Consider the following 19922-nt stretch of genomic DNA (forward strand, 5'->3'; position numbering starts at 1 on the left):
TTCCTCCTCACTACGGGTTCGTTACACGAACTCCCTGAACAAAAATATTTACTGAATCGACCGCCAAGCCGACGGTTTTGTTAAGAGTATACTTGACTTTTGATTGTACATTGTGAGCGATTTCAGAAATTTTCGTTCCGTAACTCACGATAATATACATATCAATATGTACTTCTTCCTCTTCCTGGCGAACGATAACACCCCGAGTGAAGTTCTCTTTGCGCAAAATATCTGTCAAACCGTCTTTGATTTGATTCTTAGAAGCCATTCCGACGATACCATAGCAATCGATAGCAGCTCCGCCTGCGATCATTGCGACAACATCATTAGTTATATCAATTTGCCCGAACTTCGTTTTCATTTCGATGGACATGATTGTTCCCCCTTCTAATACATGCTTGGCTAAAGACATTTTACTATAACTATAATATTTTTAAAAGCTAAAGTAATGACAGAAGCCTATTAAGTATAAATTATACGATTTTTCCCCGTCCTTATTATTGACCTTTCTATAAGTATTAACCCTTTTCTTGCAAGGATTATACATGGTAGAGGATATTTAACCCTGGCTTTTCAAATTATCTCCATTTTACAGCTTTCCCTTATAGACAACTGATCCTTCTAAGCGGAAGCAAGGACTGTTTGGCTTGCTCTTTCGCAAAAGCTCTTCGTAAAATTTGTTGCTATACTTTCCTAATTCCGACTAATAACCATATTACGAACGAATAATTTAGTAATAACGAATAGATAAGAGCTTCTCTTCCCCGATTATAGAAAAACCCCTTAGTATCCGGGGGAAACTCAGCTCTTGGGATTTTTCTGAAAACAGCAATATATGCGAAAACAGCCCTCTCAATTGAAGATGGCTGCAGCAGGATTATGGTTTCACTGGTTCCATGTTGCGCCCTACGGTGTTTTTCACTTTTCTTTTGTCCGGTTCCGCCGGCTCCACACTTCTCTGTCCAGCTCCAGCTCCAGGCGCTTGGCCCTCGGGTCACTGTGAAACTTACAGAAGAATCCAAGTTCGGGATTTCTCTGTTTTTTCCCCCAGTGCCTGTCGGGCCAGGGCGAGCACCTTCCGCTTTTCTCTTGTCCGGTTCCGCCGGCTAACTCCTCGAGTCGCTGCAAAAAAACTTAAAAATCCAGGTTCGGGATTTTTCAAGTTTTTCCGCCAGCGCTTGTCGGAGTTGAACGAGCCGGCTCCACACTTCAATGCGTCAAGTATTTTTTCTTGATATCTTTTTGCAGAAGTGTTGCATTGTTAGTGGTTGTATGATAAATTATTAAAGTATCTTTTATGACTATGTTGAAATGTGAAACAACTGATATTGTTTCAGCTTCTTTTATGAGGAGGGAATACCATGCCAAAACAATGCGTAGTAACTGGCCGTAAAGCTCGTTCGGGCAACGCTCGCTCTCACGCGATGAACGCTAACAAGCGTACATGGGGCGCTAACTTACAAAAAGTTCGCATTCTTGTAGATGGAAAACCAAAACGTGTTTGGGTTTCTGCAAGAGCTTTAAAATCCGGTAAAGTTGAACGTGTATAATGTTCATTAAGAGACTCCCTTTCGAGGGAGTCTCTTTTCGTTGTGTCTGCTTTTATTGCTGCCGGCGGTCAGGAAAATATTATAGTTTAAGGATGGTAACAACATTGATATCTGTATAGATAATTTCTATTGTTCTTTAAAAAAGAGCCTTTCTTAAAGATTGTTGCTTTTGAATGTTATTTTATCCGTAGGCTCTGTTAGTTAATATTGTTGTTATAAAATATTTTGGGTTCAAGTGCCAGTAAGAAGGCATCATCCAATTAAGAAACTTGAAAAATGCTGGTTAATCGACTTGCTTTTCCTTTTAATTCTAGCGTGAGTTTATAACCAAATTTAATATGAAAAGTTGATATGCCAGTTTATATTGGATTCTCAGTTCCTCCCCATATATTGACTGGAGTGGAAGGTGTACGACCTCCTGCGGGAGTAGCGGGACAGGTGAGACCCCGCAGGCGAAGCCGAGGAGGCTCACCGCCCGCCCCGCGGAGTCGTACACCTGGAATGGAAGTCAACATACCCATTAAAAACAACAATAGTCTTTAACGCAGCCTATCCGTAAAAAAACACCCTGGCTCTCAGGGTGTCTTACTGCTGTCTTACTCTTTTTTAAATGTCCCCAGCATTGCTTTCACCAGTCCACCCAAGAACTTAGGCAGTTTAATCGTATAGAATTTCATCAATAGTCCCTCCCCGTCAATCTTGAACCTGTCGTCTCGCTTGAATCGGTTATAGTATATTCAAACGATGAATTTAAGTACGCATCCTTCATGGTTAAAAGTTAAAAGTGCCTAATCATGACTTCTTATCACCATTAATATGCCGCTTAAGAATGAAAAAGTACCGGTTGGCTGAATAAGTTCGTTACTTATACATAGTGTGGATCCCAATGTAATATTCTTGTTCTCAAGAGGGTACTTGAACCCTTGCAGCGTCAATCCTTCAACACCTGCAGAAAGAGGAAGAAAGGATACATACTTGCTTTTTTTCTTTTCTGCTAATGTATATTCACCAGGGGGAACGATTTGAACATGATTTTGTATATCAATGATTTCGATCTCGATGTCTGGATGAAGATTTTCTTTTTTTCCAAGCAGCTGGATGTTTGCCAGGAAATGATCGATTCTTCCACCAGTTGCACCAAATATCCGGATAGTTTCCGGTGATTTTCCTATCGCCCAATTCAAGGCGAGTTCCATATCGGTCTCATTCTTCTCCGGCATGAACCGGTTGATTTGTTTTACTTTTTCTTCAATCAGCTTCCACTCTTCTTTATTGACTGAGTCAAAATCACCGAAAGCCATATCAGGGGTTATTCCCCTGCGGAGCAAGCGGAAGACTCCGTGATCGACTCCAATCCAGACGTCTCCTTCACCTTCTTGATGCTTTTTTAAATCGGGAATGAACTCTTCAGGTCCCCCGCCTAAAATATTTATATTCATAATTCCACCTCGAATTCTTTTATTAAGTTCTTTTCGTAAACTTGTTGCTATTAGATACTAATTCTTAAAAATAACCATATTACGAGTGGTAAAAACTGGTAACACCAGAAAGAAAAGAAAAGAGCTACTCTCCCTTGATAAGAGATAAAACTCTTAGTATACGGGGAAATTGCGGCTCATAGGATTTATTCGAAAGCACCAATCTATGAGAAAACACCCTTTATTAATCATGCTTTCCCATGCAGGTGTTCCCTTAATCTCCAAAAGAAAAAGTGAACAAAAAAAACCGGTAAAAAGAGGGATCCTTTCTACCGGTGAGGATTACATTATTGTTGGGCAGCTTTCCTTAACGCCATGATCGCGCTCTTTCGATCCTGCTGCTTATAGATTGAAGATCCTGCAACAAATACGTCCGCTCCCGCATCTGCACACAACTTGGCCGTCTCGGTATTGATTCCTCCGTCCACTTCAATTTCCAATGAAGGGTTGAATCTCTCTGCAAGTGCCCGGACCTCACGGATTTTTGGAACAACTGACTGAATGAAGCTTTGGCCGCCGAATCCAGGATTGACTGTCATCAGAAGAACCATATCAAGATCAGCGATCACATGCTTGATCATCTCCACCGGTGTTCCGGGATTCAATACAGCCCCGGCCTTTATTCCTTTAGACCTGATTAATTGAATGGTCCTGTGAAGATGCGGTGTTGTCTCAGCATGAACCGTGATGTAATCTGATCCGGCATCAGCAAAAGCTTCGATATATTGATCAGGATTGTCAATCATTAAGTGCACATCCAAAGGAAGCGTGGTAACCGGACGGATCGCATCGACAATCATGGGCCCCAAAGTGATATTCGGAACAAAATGTCCATCCATTACATCGACATGAATGTAGTCCGCTCCGCCTGCTTCAACATCTTTTATTTCATTGGCAAGATTTGCAAAGTCTGCTGATAGAATCGATGGTGCAATTTTAACCATTTTAATACCTCGGCTTTCTTTCTTTTATTTCATTATAAAATTGTTCATAGTGCTCATAGCGGAATTTCGGGATTTCTCCTTCTTCCACTGCCTTTTTAACAGCACATTTGGGTTCATTCATATGAAAACAGCCGCGAAATTTGCAGTTATCTGCTATTTCGGCCATTTCAGGAAAACAGACAGGAAGCTCTTCCAGCTCCATTTCATTGAATTCCAAAGAGCTGAAGCCCGGTGTGTCTGCAACAAGGCCATTCTCCACCCCAATCAGCTCTACATGCCTTGTAGTATGCTTGCCTCGGCCAAGGTGGGATGATATGTCATCTGTCTTCAGCTCCAGCTCTGGTCGTATGGCATTCAGGAGTGAAGACTTGCCGACACCGGATTGTCCTGCAAAAACAGAAATTTTATCAGCAAGGTGAGGCTTCAGCAGAGAAAGGCCTTCCTCTGTTTTTGAAGAAGTAACAATGACCTCATACCCAAAAGAGCGGTACTTCTCAACATACTCTTCAATTGTGCCTCGTTCCTCGTCCTTTACTAAATCCATTTTCGTAACGCAGATCAAAGGTTCGATGTCCTTGCTTTCTATCAGTACTAAAAACCTGTCAAGAAGTGCTGTACTGAAATCAGGTTCTACAGCGGAAAATACCAGGATAGCCTGATCGACATTGGCAATTGGCGGTCTTACTAATTCATTTTTCCTGGTAAAAACCTCAAGAATGTAGCCTTCTAAATCATTTTCAGACTGAAAACTGACATGATCACCGACAAGCGGGTTTATTTTATTTTTTCGAAAGATCCCCCTGCCGCGGCATTGGGTAACTTTATCCTCGCTCATAACGTAATAAAATCCGCTGAGCGCTTTTATGATTTTGCCTTCTGGCATAACTAGCCTCCTTGAATTCTACTCTTCCTCATTTTCGGGATATGGAACTGTTGTTTCATCAATAAAAACATTTCCATTTAGTAAGACTTTGTATTTCCCTGTTTTCCCCTCTTCAATGGTGAGCTCGATACTGCCTGTCCAGTCTTCTGTAATACCAAACACTGTCTCAGCCTCGTCCAGATTACGTGTCTGATCCTCAATATATATTTCTACAGATACAGGTTTTCCTTCCTCTTCAGGTTCATAAGGAATAGTAAGCTCTTCTTTTACCTTTCTAGGCGGCTGCGGCTCTTTTCCTTTGGAAAGAACAACATCTACAGTATCTCCCTTGACCAATTCAGTTTCTGCCGGCGGTTCCTGGGAAATCACCATTCCTTCAGGCACCTCTTCAGAAAATTCTCTGGTTATATTAATATTGATTCCACGATACTCCTCATAATCTTTCAGGCTTGTTTCCGTGTAGCCCTTTAATTCAGTCAAAGTGAAAGTTTCAAGCCCTGCGCTGACAGTAAAAGTAACGGTCGTTTCATCTGGTATTACTTCATTCCCTTCAGGAGGATCCTGCCTTAGAATGGTTCCAGGGGCTGATTCACTGAACTCTTCGTTCTTCACTATATCCGTGAATCCAAGTTCACTTAGTTCATTAGCCGCATCTTCGTAGGCTTCATCAGTGTAATCCTTGAATTCTACCCGCTTTTTCCCCGTGCTGATATACAGGTTGATTTCACTCTGCTCATTCACCATCCTGCCTGCAGGCGGATCTGTTTTTATCACATTATTAGCAGGCACTTCTTCATTGGCTTGTTCCAATGAGTCTCCGATAAGAAAGCCTTCCCTCACCAGGATCTCCACAGCCTCTTCCTGCGTCTCCCCAGCTACATCGGGAAGCTCCACCTCTTTCGGTCCAAGCATACCAGGAAGGACCGTTACAGCCAGAATACCCAGGAGTGCCAAAAGGAAAAACACACCGATAATGATTGCCGGCCACTTCTTCTTGTTCTTTTTCGGCGGCTTAACATCATTTCCTGCTTCACCAGGAACAGCGGCTGCAGCATCAGTTTCATTTTTATCATGCACAATAGTGTGTTCAATATTGGAATAAGGACGCTCATCGGTAATGACCGGAATCGCCTTTGTTGCATCCATATCCTCTTCAATGGAAAACTTAGGCTCATCCAATCGGCCAGGCTCTAGCGCCGTCCGGAGTTCTTCTTCAATTTCTTCCACTGAATCATAGCGCTGAAACGGATCTTTGGCTGTTGATTTCAAAACGATATTTTCCACACTTTGCGGGATATCCTGGTTCCATCTCCTGAGAGAAGGTGTTTCAGACTGCAGGTGTTTCAGAGCAATCGACACGGCCGATTCCCCCGAAAAAGGCAGCCTGCCTGAAAGCAGTTCAAACATAACAATCCCGAGCGAATAAATATCCGATTTTCTTGTCGCCATCCCGCCCCGCGCCTGTTCCGGAGACAGGTAATGAACGGATCCAAGAACAGAATTAGTCTGTGTGATGGATGTCGCGCTCAGTGCCATGGCTATGCCGAAATCAGTAATTTTTACAGTTCCGTCATGATCGATCAAAATGTTTTGCGGCTTGATGTCCCGATGCACTATATGATTCTGGTGGGCATGGGAAATAGCGGATGTTAACTGGCTCATAATATCAATGGCTTTATCGATGGAGATAGGGGAATGCTTCTGTATGTATTGTTTTAAAGTCATTCCGTTTACATATTCCATTACGATATAGTAGATATCATCCTCTTCTCCTACATCAAATATGCTTACTATGTTAGGGTGGGCAAGGCTTGTGGCAGATTGTGCCTCCCGCTGAAACCTTTTGATGAACTCTTCTTCATTGGCAAAATCAAGACGAAGCATTTTAATGGCTACTTCGCGGTCAAGGATCATGTCCTTTGCCAGGTATACATTGGCCATACCTCCGCCGCCAATCACCTCTATTATCTTGTATCTGCCGCTGATTCTCTTGCCGTTAAACATAAAGTTCACCCGTTTCCGCTTTCAGACGGATACTTGACGATTGCCAATGTAATATTGTCTTCTCCGCCGTTTTCATTCGCCAACGAAATGAACTGTTTGCCAATCTCATCCAGGTCCACGCCGCCTGAAAGGATCTCTTTCATTTCTTCCTGTGAAACCTTATTGGATAACCCGTCAGAGCAGAGCAGGAGGATATCATCTTCTTCAAAGATGATTGTCCTGGTGTCCATTTCAACCTTTTCTTCCGTCCCAAGGGCTCTTAAAAGAACATTTTTTCGAGGGTGATGTTCAGCATCTTCTTTTGAAATTTGTCCGCTTCTCACCAGTTCATTGACTAGAGAATGGTCTTCAGTCAGCTGGCTAAAACCGCTTTCATTCAAGATGTATCCTCTGCTGTCCCCGATGTTGACCACAGTGGCAAAATTTTCGGTGCAAATTGCCGCCACTACCGTGGTTCCCATCCCCTCGCACTCGATATTCGATTGAGAGTGCTCATAAACTTCCCGGTTTATCTCACTGATATTTTTCCTCAGCCAGCTTTCAGCCTGATCTGCAGTGGTGAATTTTTCTTGTGACTTCCATAACTCTTCGAATTTATTGATCGTCAATGAGCTGGCGACATCTCCAGCACGATGACCGCCCATCCCGTCAGCAACCACCGCCAGGCAGTCACCATCCTTATTGCTGAAGACACCTACACTATCTTCATTATGCTGTCTGACTTTCCCTTTATCTGTATAGTGCACAGATTTCATTACGGCCACCTCTTTCCTTCATTGCCATCATCAGAAAGCGGGCATTTCATGAGGAATTGACCCGCTTCGACTTTTTTCACCGGCATTATTTACATTTACGACTTTTATGTCTGTTTCTCCTGCTTGTAATTCCACCTTTTCCATACTATTGGAAGAGGAATGATAACAGGGACTCAAGAATCCTTTTTAAAACAAGAAATGAAGAATCCATCCCCGCCAAAATCCTGAGGGAAGATCTGCAGCATATGACCATCGATAAACGGCATGACGGTTTCAGGCAAATGAGACAGAGGGTATGGCCGCAATTCTGGATTTTCTCTCAAGAATCGCTCAACTGTCCCTTCGTTCTCAATTCTGTCAACAGTACATGTACTGTATACAAGAAGTCCTCCTTTTTTCAGCAGTGGAGAAACTGCTTTAAGAATTTCCAGCTGGATTTTTTGAAGAGAATTCAAGTCGCTCTCCTGCTTGCTATACTTGATATCCGGTTTTCTTCTTAAAACACCTAAGCCGGAACACGGGGCATCGACTAGGATCCGGTCAAAGGTTTCAGGCTCAAAAATCTCGCCTGCTTGCCGGCTGTCCTGAGCTTTCGTTTCAATATTAGGGAGACCCAGACGGGCCGCATTCTCACTAATCAATTTGATTTTATGTTTATGAAGGTCAAGAGAAAATACCTTTCCTTCTCCCTTCATTAATTCAGCGATATGTGTTGATTTTCCTCCTGGTGCTGCACATGCATCGAGTACACGTAAGTCTTCCTTAACATCGAGGCTGTGCCCCACAAGCATGGAACTTTCATCCTGTATGGTCATCAGACCTTTTCTAAAAGCATCCGTCTTGGCAAGGTTCCCTTTCAGGGAGACAATCGCATCGGGGACGATACTGCTTTTCTGGACAGACAACCCTTCTTCTGTAAGGGCGGAGATCACTTCATCCGCATTGGTTCTCAAGGTATTGACCCTTGCTGTCTGCAGCGGAGCGGTAATATTCGTCTCACACATTTCTCTAGTTTTTTCGATCCCGAATTGATCGACCCATCTTTTCACAAGCCATTGAGGATGGCTGGTTTCAATGGAAATCCTTTCGACAGGGTCTTGAATCGTATCAGTAGAAGGGATGCCTTTTCTCTGAACCGATCTCAGAATGCCATTTACCATACTGGCAATCCCTTTATGTCCCCTTCTCTTTCCAATTTCGACTGCTTCAAATAAAACAGCACGGTCTGGAATCTTATCCAGGTAGATCATTTGATAGAGAGAGAGCCTTAACAGCTGACGCACCCAGCTCTCTAATTTTTTGTTGATAAACGGCTCCAAATAAAAGTCCAGGGTCATCCTCCTCTGGATCGTTCCATAAGTCAATTCAGTCAACAATCCAGTATCGGGGCCTTTAATTCCATGTTTTTCAATGGCGTGATTCAGTAACAGGTTACTGTATGATTGATTTTTTTCGACGGATTCAAGTACATCCAGAGCAGCTTCGCGGACAGTCTTCTTGCCCTTACTCATTTCTTTCACCAAGCTTCATGCCTTTTTCAATGAATGAACCGGCACCTCTTAAATATTCTTTTGCGCTCATACGCTTTTTGCCTGAAGGCTGAAGATCCGTGATTTTAATTGATGTATCGCTGCCAGTTGCAACAACAATACCGTCTTCTTCAACAGAGACAATCTCTCCTGGGCTCCCCTTTGGCGATTTTACTTTCTCACTCCACCATACCTTCAGGACAGACCCGTCAAGCTCGGTATACGCCACAGGCCAAGGGTGCATCCCGCGTACATGGTTGTATATTTCTTCACCGGTTTTCGTCCAATCGATCTTCTCCTGCTCACGCTTAATATTCCAGGCAAATGTCACCTTGCTTTCATCCTGTTTCTCAGGTGAAATTTCCCCATTTAAAAGCTGCGGAAGCGTCTCAATTAAAAGATCAGCTCCGGCTGTGCTTAACTTATCATGCAATGTCCCCACGTGATCTCTTTCATCAATTTCCACTTCAACAGAGCTTATCATGTCACCTGCATCCAGCTTTTCCACCATATACATAATGGTAACACCGGTTGATTTTTTCCCTTGAATAATAGAGTAATGAATCGGCGCTCCCCCGCGGAGTTCAGGAAGCAGGGAAGCATGGACATTGATGCATCCGAATTGAGGAGCTTCCAATAATTCTTTCGGAAGAATCTGTCCGAAAGCTGCCGTCACAATCAGGTCAGGCTTAAGGGCGAGAATCTTTTCCAGCTCTTCTTTCTCTCTGATTTTTTCAGGCTGGTAGACTGGAATACCGTGTTTCTCAGCCTCAACCTTTACCGGAGGCGGTGTCATTACTCTTTTTCTTCCTACTGGACGATCAGGCTGTGTAACAACAGCTATGATGTCATAATCATTTGTTATCAGATTTTGCAGTACCGAGACTGAAAATTGGGGTGTTCCCATAAAGACAATTTTGGTCATTCGTTTTCATACCTTTCAAGTTCATCTTCTTCTATATATCTGGTCACCTTTGAAGTGAATAATATTCCATGTAAATGATCAATTTCATGCAGAATCGCCCTTGCCAGGAATCCCTCGGCTTCCACTAGAAGGTTCCGGCCTTTTCGGTCTTGAAAGGACACTTTCACAAATTCCGGCCTTGATACTTCGCCGTAAAGACCAGGAAAAGAGAGGCATCCTTCAAGATCTGTTTGTTCACCTTTCACTTCTAATACTTCTGGGTTGATTAATTCAATCGTCCCTGTTTCATCACCGATATCGACGATGGCGATGGAGGTCTCCTTACCGACCTGCGGTGCAGCAAGTCCCACGCCGTCAGCGGCAATCATCGTCTCATACATATCATCCAGGAACTTTTTTAATTTTTTATCAAAAATCGTCACTTTTCTGCACTCTACCTCTAGAATTTCATTAGGATAGGTGACAATCGGTAGTATAGCCAAAGATTAATCCCTCTTTCTTACATCATCATATAAGGATTGACATCTATTGAAATTGTTAACCCTTCTGATGCCTTTTGTTGTTGTGAATGTTCGAGTATCGTCTTTAATATGGAAGGCAGTTCTGGCTCCCGTTTGTATTTTATCAAACATTGATATCTATATCTATTGTTGATCCTCGGTATCGGAGAAGCGGCCGGGCCCAGCACAATCGACTGCGGCGATAATCTGGACTGCAGAAACTTCGTAACCTTTTCCGCAGAGGCTACCACCTTCAGCAGATCCTCATGACTGATAGTGATTAAGGATAAATAATAAAAAGGAGGATAACTTCCCATTTTCCTCATCATCATTTCTTTATGATAAAAAGAGTCATAGTTTTGTGTGCCTGCAAGCTCAATGCTGTAATGTTCAGGTGTGTAGGTCTGAATCACCACTTCTCCAGGAAGCTTATGCCTTCCTGCCCTTCCGCTTACCTGGGTGAGCAGCTGAAAGGTCTTTTCCGCCGAACGGAAATCGGGCAGATGAAGCATCGTGTCGGCAGTCAAGACGCCGACAAGAGTTATATTCGGAAAGTCCAGTCCCTTGGCAATCATCTGAGTGCCCAGCAGAATATCGGCATGGCCTTCCCCGAAGCTGTCCAGAAGCCGTTCATGAGCTCCCTTCCTGCTCGTCGTATCAACGTCCATCCGGATCACTCTCGCCTCAGGAAGGAGCTTGGCCAGTTCCTCTTCGACCTTCTGGGTACCTGTTCCAAAATAGCGTATATGTTCGCTATCACACTCCGGACATGTTTGAGGGACCCCTGTTTCGTATCCGCAGTAATGGCATTTCATATTATCCGAGAACCGGTGGTAGGTCAAAGAGATATCACAATGCGGACATTGCCCAACATATCCGCAATCTCTGCACATAATGAAGGACGAATGGCCTCGCTTGTTCAGGAAAAGCACCGTCTGCTCTCCTTTTTGGAGCCTGTCCTGCAGCTTTTCAAACAGTTCCTCTGAAAACATGGACCGGTTTCCGCCTCTTAATTCTTCTCTCATATCAACAATGGAGACAGACGGAAGCTCTCCTGAATTCATTCTCTTTGATAGAGTCAGCAGCGTATAAACCCCTTTTTGGGCGCGTGCAAATGTTTCCATGGCAGGTGTTGCACTGCCGAGGATAACAGGACAGCTGTACTGTCCAGCTCTGTAAATAGCGACATCCCTGGCATGATACCTCGGATTTTCTTCCTGCTTGTAGCTGGTTTCATGCTCTTCATCAATGATGATGATACCAAGGTTCTCAAACGGGGCGAAAACAGCCGAGCGGGCACCCACAACCACTTTCACTTCTTTTCTTTGAATCTTTCTCCATTCGTCATACTTTTCGCCAATGGATAATCCGCTGTGCAAAACAGCGACATCATTCCCGAACCTTCCTTTAAATCGATCGACCATTTGTGGTGTCAGGGAAATTTCAGGGACGAGTACGATTGCTTCTTTTCCTTTTTCATAAACTTCCTGGATCGACTGGAGATAGACTTCCGTTTTCCCGCTTCCTGTCACACCGTATAACAGAAAGGTTTCATGCTGCTCATGTTCTACCGCATGGAGGATGGGGGTTATCGCCTTTTCCTGCTGCTCGGTAAGTGGCAGAGGACTGGTTTTTTTGAAATTCTTGTGGGCGAAAGGATTACGGTACACTTCCCGATGTTTCTTGATCAGCAGTCCTTTATCCACAAGCGCTTTGACAGTTGCGGAGGAAGCTCCTGCAGCTTCTGCTGCCTCTTTTGCTGAAACTCCTTCACTGCTTTCGGAAGAGAGAACGTGTACCAGTACAGCTTTTTGTTTTTCTGCATTAGAGGGAAGCGCTTCGATTTCCTTCATCATTTTTTCTTTTGGCAATGCTGGTGAAACCATCTGGACCGTTTTCTTCTTGCCTTTAGATTTCACACTGTAAAACACATCAAGACTTCCAGTTTTGATTTCTTTTTGCAGCAAGGGAAGGACCCCTGCCTCTTCTGCGTATTTCCATGGTACTTCATCTTTATTCAAGAAAAGTTCGGCAGCTTCCGGGGACAAAAGGTCTCTTTTATCTGGATTCACCAGAATCTTCTTCTCATATTTTGCTTTCATGGCAGCTGGCAGCATAACTTGAAGTGCTGATATTTTAAAGCATAAAGTCTGCCTGGTCAGCCAGTCGGCCACATTCAGCAGATCTTCATTCAGGACAGGAGTAAGATCCATTGGCTGAACGAGATCCTTGAGCTTGGCAGCACTTGATTTATCTTTAAGACCGGTCACAAAACCTTGAATTTTTCGTGGACCGAATGGAACAATGACCCTCATTCCAGGAAAGATCTTCCCCTGCCAAATTGCAGGGATTGAATAGTCAAACACCCTGTCCGTCTGCATAGTGGGAACATCGACAATTACACTTGCAATCTTCATTCTTATCAACCTTTATCCATCAAGTTCTTGATTTCATAAAGTATCTCTTTAGCGGTATCCGCTTTCGTTAATAACGGAAGTTCCCTCTGAGTGCCGTCTTTCCTGAACACAGTGACTATATTGGTATCCCCGGCGAAACCGGCACCTTCCACCGTAATATTGTTTGCAACAATCATATCAGCATTTTTCTTTCTAAGCTTCTCTGCAGCATACTGCTCCACGTTATTTGTTTCTGCGGCAAATCCGATAAGCAGCTGGCCGTCTTTCTTTTCTCCCAGGGTTCTAAGGATATCTTTTGTCCTTTCGAATTCAATTGAAAGGTCTCCGTCCTGCTTTTTCATCTTCGTATCAGAAGTTATTTTGGGCTTGTAGTCGGCTACCGCAGCGCTCTTAATGACGATATCCGCAGTATCGAAGGCTTTAAGCACTTCATTGTACATGTCTTCTGCACTTTCTATTGAGATGATATTTACGCCTTGAGGTGCTTCAAGAGAAACCGGGCCTGAAACCAAGGTCACTTCGGCTCCTAACTTGGCCGCTTCCTCTGCAAGGGCAAATCCCATCTTTCCTGAAGATCGATTGCTGAAAAAACGCACAGGATCGATTTTTTCCCGGGTTGGACCTGCTGTGATGACAAGCTTTTTCCCTTTGAGGATAGGCTCCTGATTCGAAAAGAAATCCTCTATATGCCCGACGATTCTTTCCGGTTCTTCCAGTCTTCCTTTCCCTACATAGCCGCAGGCAAGATAGCCCTCACTCGGTTCAATAAAACGATAGCCATAGGAATAAAGCTCCCGGATATTTTTTTGGACAGCCGGGTGCCCATACATATGTACATTCATGGCAGGAGCAATCCAGACAGGTGCCGTCACAGCCAGAAGCGTGGTGGTCACCATATCATCACCGATTCCATGGGCAAGCTTTCCGATCACATTGGCAGTAGCCGGTGCTACCAGCACAAGGTCGGCCCAGTCAGCGAGATCTATGTGGGCAATTACTTCAGGGTTCTTTTCATCGAATGTATCGGTAAACACTTCGTTGCGGGATAAAGCTTGAAATGTCAGCGGGGTGACGAACTGCCTCGCAGACGAACTCATAATTACTTTTACGTCAGCTCCAGCCTGTACAAGCTTGCTCGTAAGTGCAGCTGCTTTATAGACAGCTATCCCCCCTGTTACACAAAGCAGGATTTTTTTCCCTTTCATTACAATCCCCTCATTTCATTGGATTCTCTCTATGAAAAGCAGTTGTAGAAAACAGTAAAAATGTTATTGAGCTATAATCTCCCATTGTAAAAAGGAAAGGGGATGACAGAAAAAATAACAATTAACCGTTAGTAACCGTTGTCACCAAATAATCTCATCGATAATTGGCAGAAGGCATCTGCCTTCCCTCAATTTAGCAGGCTGCTTCTATTTAACACTCATGAGGGTAAATCAACTACCCTTAAAATAGCATCATTATATATGTAACAGCCTTTTAGAGTTAGATTCCTTACTATATTATGAAGGATTTCGCTGTAAAAAGAAAATAAGGGGCTGACCCTCAAGGTATAAATTGAACCCTCGGTGTCAGTCCCTCATTAAAATGCGTTTGATAGCCCTTTTAAATCATTATTCGTCTGAATAAACGGCTCCAGCTTCTCTTTCCTTCATAGACAATTTGCCCGCTTCGATTTCTTCTAGTGCTTTTCCTACATACTTTTCTGAAACATACTTGTTAAGCATGAAATCTTCCACTTCCTGCAGGGATCTTGCACGCTTAGCAGCAATGCTGACAAGAGAGTACTTGGAATCAATCTTTTTCATTAATGAATCAATGGATGGGTTTAACATTCAATCTACCTCCAACATTTTTTGGTAACGCTGTTTCACACGCTCTATCCGGCAATGTTCCGCCTGTACGATTGACTTGATTTTTTCTGTAGCATTTTCCACTTTATCATTTTCCACTACATAATCGTATAAGTCCATCATTTCTATTTCTTTTCTCGCAGTGGTCATCCTGTTAAGGATCAAATCCTCTGTCTCTGTTCCCCTTGTCGTAATTCTGTTCTGAAGCTCCGACAGACTTGGGGGAGCAAGGAAGATAAAGAGGCCTTCCGGGAATTTTTCCCTGATCTGCTTAGCGCCTTGAACCTCGATTTCGAGAAAAACATCTTTCCCGTTGTTGATTGTCTCCCTCACATAGTCTTCAGGAGTTCCATAATAATTGCCGACAAACTCAGCGTACTCCAAAAGCTTTCCTTTTTCGATGAGGCCCTCAAATTCTTCACGTGATTTGAAGAAGTAGTCAACGCCGTCTACTTCTCCTTCTCTCGGAAGACGGGTCGTCATGGAAATGGAATACTCAAAACGAGTATCTTCCTGGGAGAATATTTCTTTACGTACTGTGCCTTTTCCTACTCCCGAAGGACCTGAAAGCACAATAAGCAGTCCTTTTTCTTTCATTATTTACCCTGCCCTTCTTCAGAAATATCATCTTTATCTGTTAAGCGTGCCGCAACCGTTTCCGGCTGGACTGCTGATAGAATTACATGATCACTGTCAGTGATGATTACCGCCCTTGTCCTTCTTCCATACGTTGCATCAACAAGTGTTCCCCGGTCCCTTGCATCCTGTATCAGCCTTTTGATCGGTGCCGATTCAGGACTGACAATGGAGATGATGCGATTCGCAGATACAATATTGCCAAATCCTATATTAATGAGCTTTATAGACATAATGCTCCTCCAATCAATAGTCTATTTTGACCTTCTCCAACAAAAATTAATCAATTCATTCCACATTCTGTACTTGTTCCCTTAATTTCTCCAGGCAGGTTTTCATTTCCACAACAAATGCCGCAATCAGTGCATCGTTTGCTTTGGAACCAATCGTGTTCACTTCCCTGTTCATTTCCTGGATAATGAAATCCAGCTTGCGGCCAATCGGGATATCCTGCCTGAGGGCTGATGTGAATTGAGTCAAGTGGCTTTCCAGCCTGGTAATCTCTTCGGATATATCGCTTTTATCTGCAAAAACAGCAATTTCAGTCAGGATTCTTGACTCATCCACCCGGTCATCTGTAAGTTCCTTGATTTTCCTTTCAATCCTGGTTCTGTATTGGGTAATAACCTCAGGGACATGTTTATTGATCGAAAGTAAGGTTTCCCTGAATGTGCTGATATGCAGCAGAAGATCTTCCTGAAGCTTTTCCCCCTCGGCCCTCCGCATTGCTGTCAAATCTTCAAGAGACTTCACTAGAGCTCGTTCGACGGTATGTTCCAGTTCTTTATTCTCTTCTTCTGTTTCTTCAATTGAAATAAGTTCATCCCTCTGTAAAATATCCTGCAGCAGAACATTGTCTTCCAGGGAATATTTTTCTTTTAAAGTATGTATGATTTGAAAATAATCATCGGCAAGCTGCCAATCGACCTTAAGTCTCCGGTGGACCAGCCCTTCTCCTGTGATGGTGATGAAGGCATCCACTTTTCCGCGCTTTATGTAACCGGTCATTTTTTTCTTTAACTTATCCTCTATTTTAACCAATTGCTTAGGTGTGCGGATATTCAACTCACAAAAACGGTGATTCACCGATTTTATCTCGACCGTAACCACATGTTGTCCCGACTCCACTCTGGCACTGCCAAAGCCGGTCATGCTTACAACCATTAACAGTCACATCCAATCCATCAGTCGTTTTACCCTTTAATTTATGCTGTTTTGTATATATGATACTGCTTATCCATTTGATTGGAACCGGATTGCACGCTGCCCCGCAGAAGCTGGAACAACCTCCGCTCCACCCATTATATTGAAATAGCAGAGTTAAATAGCGTGTAGAATAACTGCCTTTTATATGAGCATTTCGGGAAGAAATCCTGCGATAGCCTGTGAAAATGACAACTGCCTTATATGATGAGAAAGGCAGATGGGTTTACCCGCTGTAAAAACTGTCAGCTATTATAAAAGGAATCAATAAAAAAGGTAATAGAGTATGCACTCTACTACCTTAAGGATTATATCATATCTTAACGTTTTTTTCCTGCAAAAAATGATCCGGCAAGTAAAAACGTTGGAACTGAACTCATTCCGGCAATCAACAGCCAATCTTTAAGCTCGATTGGAACGGTATGGAATATAGGCTGCAGTCCAGGCAGATAGATGACGAGGACCATCAAAAGCAGGGATGATATGACCGCCCAGACAAGGTACATATTCCCAAAAGGGTTCCGCGCAAATACCGACTTCTCGCTTCTGCAGTCAAAGACGTGAATCAATTGAGCCATGACCAGCGTAGCGAATGCCACAGTCTGTGCATATGCCAAATGATCTGGATGCTGCTTATAAGCCAGAATAAAGGCAGCAAGAGTCGAGAGGCCAATTAGAAAGCCCCTGGAAACAACTTTCCATCCCAGCCCTCTTGCAAAGACCCCTTCTTTCGGATGTCTCGGATTCCGCTTCATCACATCTTCTTCAGGCTTGTCGAGTCCGAGTGCCATTGCCGGCAACCCGTCTGTGACAAGGTTGACCCATAAAATCTGGATCGGTACAAGCGGCAGCGGCAGTGCAAGGATCATCGCAAAAAGCATGACCAATATCTCGCCGACATTTGACGCCAGCAGATAGCGAATGAACTTGCGAATGTTCTCATAGATATTTCTGCCTTCATTAATAGCCGACTTTATAGTGGCAAAGTTATCATCCAATAGCACAAGGGAGGAAGCCTCCTTCGCTACATCTGTTCCAGTTATTCCCATAGCAACCCCGATGTCGGCAGCTTTGATGGCAGGAGCATCATTTACACCATCACCTGTCATCGCAACAACATGGCCGCGGTTTTGAAGAGCTTTTACAATTTTCAGCTTGTGTTCAGGAGATACTCGTGCAAACACCGAAACACTTTCAACTACTTCTTCCAAATCAGAAACTTCCATGCTGTTCAAGGCTGACCCCTCAAGTACCTTATCTTGAGTTCGTAAAATGCCAAGGTCCCTTGCGATGGCTTTCGCTGTCACAACATGGTCCCCTGTTATCATTACGGTCTTGATGCCTGCCTGCCTGCACTCTTTGACAGCTTGCTTCACCTCTGGCCTCGGCGGGTCGATCATCCCCTGCAGCCCAATGAGAGTCAGCCCCTTTTCCGCTTCCTCCTCATTCTTAGGAAGTACAGACGAAGTCCAGGGAGCATAAGCGATAGCAATTGTCCTCAAGGCATTGGACGCCAGATCATGAATGGCTTCCTGCACTTTTTCGGTGAATTCTTTAGTCCGGTATTGAAGCTTTTCATTCCAGAGAATCGATTCACTGATATCCACCAGAACATCAGGTGCTCCCTTTGTAACGATGAACCGTTTGCCTTCGCTGTCTTTAACCACTATACTCATCATCTTTCTAGTCGAATCAAACGGAAACTCCTTCTCAATCGTGAACTTACCAAGCAGCGCCTCTCTTTGCATACCCGCTTTCAAAGCAGCAACAAGCAGCGCGCCTTCAGTCGGATCTCCATCCAGGACATATTCTTCATCCTTCACACGAATCTTTGCATTATTGCAAAGCAGCCCGAATGTCAGCAGCTGGTTCAATGATTTTGCCGAGGCTGGACTTACTCTTTCTTCACGATGATAGAAGCTTCCCTCAGGGTCATAACCTGTTCCACTGACGGTCCAAGTGTTTCCCCCGCTCCACAGGTGAGTCACAGTCATCTTGTTTTGCGTCAGCGTCCCTGTTTTATCTGAGCATATGACAGAAGCGCATCCCAGTGTTTCTACTGCTGGAAGTTTTCGGACGATGGCATTTCTCCTGATCATCCGTTGTACGCCCAGGGACAAAGCCACTGTTACGATTGCAGGAAGTCCTTCCGGGATAGCCGCGACAGCTAATGAAACTCCGGCAAGGAACATTGTATACATATCATGTCCCTGAATGACTCCAATTCCGACGACAAGAGCCGTGAGCACCAATGCCACTGTGATTAGTATTTTTCCCAGCTGCTCCAGCCTTCTTTGAAGCGGAGTCACCATCGTCTCAGCTGTTTGGATCATATCTGCAATTTTCCCCATTGCCGTTCCCATTCCGGTGGCTGTGACAACCCCAATTCCATTTCCTCTTGTCACCATCGTGCCCATGAAAGCCATATTCTCTAAATCACCGAGATTAACATTCTCTCCTTGAATTTCCCCGGTCCTTTTCGCAACAGGAACGGATTCACCTGTCAAAGCAGACTCTTCTATCTCAAGATTGTTTACAGTAATTAACCTTACATCTGCTCCGATCCGGTCACCACTGGAGAATTTGATAATGTCCCCTGGTACTATTTCTTTAGAAGGAACTTTCGTCCATCCTCCATTCCGCAGTACATTCACTTGAGGAGCCGAGAGTTCCTTCAAAGCATTCAATGACTTTTCAGCTTTTCTCTCTTGAAAAAAACCAAGAAAGCCGTTGATCAGGATAATTGCTATAATGGCTATCGCATCTATATATTCTCCAAGCAGTCCCGAGATAAGGGTTGCAGCTAATAATACGATGACCATAAAATCTTTGAATTGATTAAAAAACAATAATAAAGCTGACTGTTTCTCAGCTTCCTGCAATTCATTGAAACCAAACTGCTTTCGTTTTTTCTCTACTTCTTCTTCACCAAGGCCGTTAGTAAAATCAGTATTGATTGTTTTTTCTATATCTTCCTGCCGCATCTCATGGTATCTCATTCAACCAACTCACTCTCCCATTTATTCTCCGAAAAGTTCTCCTGCTCATTGCATTATTATTCAGACTCGTCCCAAAAAATGATATGATTCTTATAGACGGAAGAATAAATGATGATTTACTTCAAAAATATAAAAAAGATGATGGATAAAAAAGCAAAAAAATAAGGTTATGCTTTTTCACAAAGTGTAGTTAATTTCCGCTACAGGTGTACGACTCCGCGGGGCGGGCGATGAGCCTCCTCAGCT

The 19922-nt window shown here is 43.7% G+C and carries 18 protein-coding genes; 1 reads left to right on the forward strand and 17 read right to left on the reverse strand.

All coding sequences use genetic code 11. The features are described 5' to 3' along the window. Positions 1-10: 10 nt before the first annotated feature. Positions 11-373: an Asp23/Gls24 family envelope stress response protein gene (locus FZC79_RS01765; RefSeq protein ID WP_113929856.1), complete on the reverse strand. Its 363-nt coding sequence runs from the start codon at positions 371-373 to the stop codon at positions 11-13. Between the two features lie 988 nt (positions 374-1361). Here FZC79_RS01765 and rpmB point away from each other — a divergent pair. After that, positions 1362-1550 (forward strand): 50S ribosomal protein L28, encoded by a 189-nt coding sequence (rpmB, locus tag FZC79_RS01770; protein ID WP_113929855.1) that lies wholly within the window; start codon positions 1362-1364, stop codon positions 1548-1550. A 596-nt stretch (positions 1551-2146) separates the two neighbouring features. On the opposite strand, the gene spoVM is transcribed toward rpmB, so the two are convergent. The 16 genes from spoVM to FZC79_RS01850 form a co-directional block, all read right to left on the reverse strand. Further along, entirely contained in the window at positions 2147-2227 is an 81-nt protein-coding gene (gene spoVM / locus FZC79_RS01775; RefSeq protein WP_006837352.1) for a stage V sporulation protein SpoVM, read from the reverse strand. A 111-nt stretch (positions 2228-2338) separates the two neighbouring features. Beyond that, positions 2339-2989, reverse strand: a complete 651-nt coding sequence (locus FZC79_RS01780; protein ID WP_148945173.1) for a thiamine diphosphokinase — start codon at positions 2987-2989, stop codon at positions 2339-2341. A gap of 326 nt (positions 2990-3315) precedes the next feature. Continuing rightward, positions 3316-3972, reverse strand: coding sequence for a ribulose-phosphate 3-epimerase (rpe, locus tag FZC79_RS01785; RefSeq protein ID WP_148945174.1), 657 nt, complete (start codon positions 3970-3972; stop codon positions 3316-3318). Position 3973: 1 nt separating this feature from the next. Beyond that, complete coding sequence (rsgA, locus tag FZC79_RS01790; protein ID WP_148945175.1) at positions 3974-4855, reverse strand: ribosome small subunit-dependent GTPase A; 882 nt, start codon at positions 4853-4855, stop codon at positions 3974-3976. Between the two features lie 18 nt (positions 4856-4873). Next, on the reverse strand, positions 4874-6859 hold the full coding sequence (gene pknB, locus FZC79_RS01795) for a Stk1 family PASTA domain-containing Ser/Thr kinase (protein ID WP_148945176.1): 1986 nt from the start codon (positions 6857-6859) through the stop codon (positions 4874-4876). Positions 6860-6864: 5 nt separating this feature from the next. Then, entirely contained in the window at positions 6865-7614 is a 750-nt protein-coding gene (locus FZC79_RS01800) for a Stp1/IreP family PP2C-type Ser/Thr phosphatase (RefSeq protein ID WP_148945177.1), read from the reverse strand. A 173-nt stretch (positions 7615-7787) separates the two neighbouring features. Continuing rightward, a complete protein-coding gene (gene rsmB / locus FZC79_RS01805) occupies positions 7788-9125 on the reverse strand; it encodes a 16S rRNA (cytosine(967)-C(5))-methyltransferase RsmB (protein ID WP_148945178.1) in 1338 nt (445 codons plus the stop codon). Further along, positions 9118-10068: a methionyl-tRNA formyltransferase gene (gene fmt / locus FZC79_RS01810; protein ID WP_148945179.1), complete on the reverse strand. Its 951-nt coding sequence runs from the start codon at positions 10066-10068 to the stop codon at positions 9118-9120. The genes rsmB and fmt overlap by 8 nt, the downstream gene beginning before the upstream one ends. Beyond that, positions 10065-10550, reverse strand: a complete 486-nt coding sequence (def, locus tag FZC79_RS01815) for a peptide deformylase (RefSeq protein ID WP_148945180.1) — start codon at positions 10548-10550, stop codon at positions 10065-10067. Before def ends, fmt begins: the two co-directional genes overlap by 4 nt. A 17-nt stretch (positions 10551-10567) precedes the next feature. Then, positions 10568-12985, reverse strand: a complete 2418-nt coding sequence (priA, locus tag FZC79_RS01820; protein WP_148945181.1) for a primosomal protein N' — start codon at positions 12983-12985, stop codon at positions 10568-10570. Between the two features lie 5 nt (positions 12986-12990). Beyond that, a complete protein-coding gene (gene coaBC, locus FZC79_RS01825) occupies positions 12991-14190 on the reverse strand; it encodes a bifunctional phosphopantothenoylcysteine decarboxylase/phosphopantothenate--cysteine ligase CoaBC (protein WP_148945182.1) in 1200 nt (399 codons plus the stop codon). 408 nt (positions 14191-14598) lie between these two features. Continuing rightward, entirely contained in the window at positions 14599-14820 is a 222-nt protein-coding gene (rpoZ, locus tag FZC79_RS01830; protein WP_148940250.1) for a DNA-directed RNA polymerase subunit omega, read from the reverse strand. Continuing rightward, complete coding sequence (gmk, locus tag FZC79_RS01835; RefSeq protein ID WP_148945183.1) at positions 14821-15435, reverse strand: guanylate kinase; 615 nt, start codon at positions 15433-15435, stop codon at positions 14821-14823. It abuts the gene before it with no gap. Further along, on the reverse strand, positions 15435-15707 hold the full coding sequence (gene remA / locus FZC79_RS01840; protein ID WP_113929843.1) for an extracellular matrix/biofilm regulator RemA: 273 nt from the start codon (positions 15705-15707) through the stop codon (positions 15435-15437). The genes gmk and remA overlap by 1 nt, the downstream gene beginning before the upstream one ends. Before the next feature lie 55 nt (positions 15708-15762). Next, the gene (locus FZC79_RS01845; RefSeq protein ID WP_148945184.1) at positions 15763-16638 is read right to left on the reverse strand and encodes a YicC/YloC family endoribonuclease; all 876 of its coding nucleotides are present in this window, start codon (positions 16636-16638) and stop codon (positions 15763-15765) included. A 359-nt stretch (positions 16639-16997) separates the two neighbouring features. Continuing rightward, positions 16998-19676, reverse strand: a complete 2679-nt coding sequence (locus FZC79_RS01850; protein ID WP_148945185.1) for a calcium-translocating P-type ATPase, SERCA-type — start codon at positions 19674-19676, stop codon at positions 16998-17000. Between the last annotated feature and the right edge of the window lie 246 nt (positions 19677-19922).

This window comes from Rossellomorea vietnamensis (assembly GCF_008180615.1).
Classification (GTDB): Bacteria; Bacillota; Bacilli; order Bacillales; family Bacillaceae_B; genus Rossellomorea; species Rossellomorea vietnamensis_D.

Excerpts from the sequence above, each read along its gene's own strand:
- FZC79_RS01765 (WP_113929856.1), bottom strand. The coding sequence starts at position 373 with ATGTCCATCGAAATGAAAACGAAGTTCGGGCAAATTGATATAACTAAT.
- rpmB (WP_113929855.1), top strand. The coding sequence starts at position 1,362 with ATGCCAAAACAATGCGTAGTAACTGGCCGTAAAGCTCGTTCGGGCAAC.
- spoVM (WP_006837352.1), bottom strand. The coding sequence starts at position 2,227 with ATGAAATTCTATACGATTAAACTGCCTAAGTTCTTGGGTGGACTGGTG.
- FZC79_RS01780 (WP_148945173.1), bottom strand. The coding sequence starts at position 2,989 with ATGAATATAAATATTTTAGGCGGGGGACCTGAAGAGTTCATTCCCGAT.
- rpe (WP_148945174.1), bottom strand. The coding sequence starts at position 3,972 with ATGGTTAAAATTGCACCATCGATTCTATCAGCAGACTTTGCAAATCTT.
- rsgA (WP_148945175.1), bottom strand. The coding sequence starts at position 4,855 with ATGCCAGAAGGCAAAATCATAAAAGCGCTCAGCGGATTTTATTACGTT.
- pknB (WP_148945176.1), bottom strand. The coding sequence starts at position 6,859 with ATGTTTAACGGCAAGAGAATCAGCGGCAGATACAAGATAATAGAGGTG.
- FZC79_RS01800 (WP_148945177.1), bottom strand. The coding sequence starts at position 7,614 with ATGAAATCTGTGCACTATACAGATAAAGGGAAAGTCAGACAGCATAAT.
- rsmB (WP_148945178.1), bottom strand. The coding sequence starts at position 9,125 with ATGAGTAAGGGCAAGAAGACTGTCCGCGAAGCTGCTCTGGATGTACTT.
- fmt (WP_148945179.1), bottom strand. The coding sequence starts at position 10,068 with ATGACCAAAATTGTCTTTATGGGAACACCCCAATTTTCAGTCTCGGTA.
- priA (WP_148945181.1), bottom strand. The coding sequence starts at position 12,985 with ATGAAGATTGCAAGTGTAATTGTCGATGTTCCCACTATGCAGACGGAC.
- coaBC (WP_148945182.1), bottom strand. The coding sequence starts at position 14,190 with ATGAAAGGGAAAAAAATCCTGCTTTGTGTAACAGGGGGGATAGCTGTC.
- rpoZ (WP_148940250.1), bottom strand. The coding sequence starts at position 14,820 with ATGTTAAACCCATCCATTGATTCATTAATGAAAAAGATTGATTCCAAG.
- gmk (WP_148945183.1), bottom strand. The coding sequence starts at position 15,435 with ATGAAAGAAAAAGGACTGCTTATTGTGCTTTCAGGTCCTTCGGGAGTA.
- remA (WP_113929843.1), bottom strand. The coding sequence starts at position 15,707 with ATGTCTATAAAGCTCATTAATATAGGATTTGGCAATATTGTATCTGCG.
- FZC79_RS01845 (WP_148945184.1), bottom strand. The coding sequence starts at position 16,638 with ATGGTTGTAAGCATGACCGGCTTTGGCAGTGCCAGAGTGGAGTCGGGA.
- FZC79_RS01850 (WP_148945185.1), bottom strand. The coding sequence starts at position 19,676 with ATGAGATACCATGAGATGCGGCAGGAAGATATAGAAAAAACAATCAAT.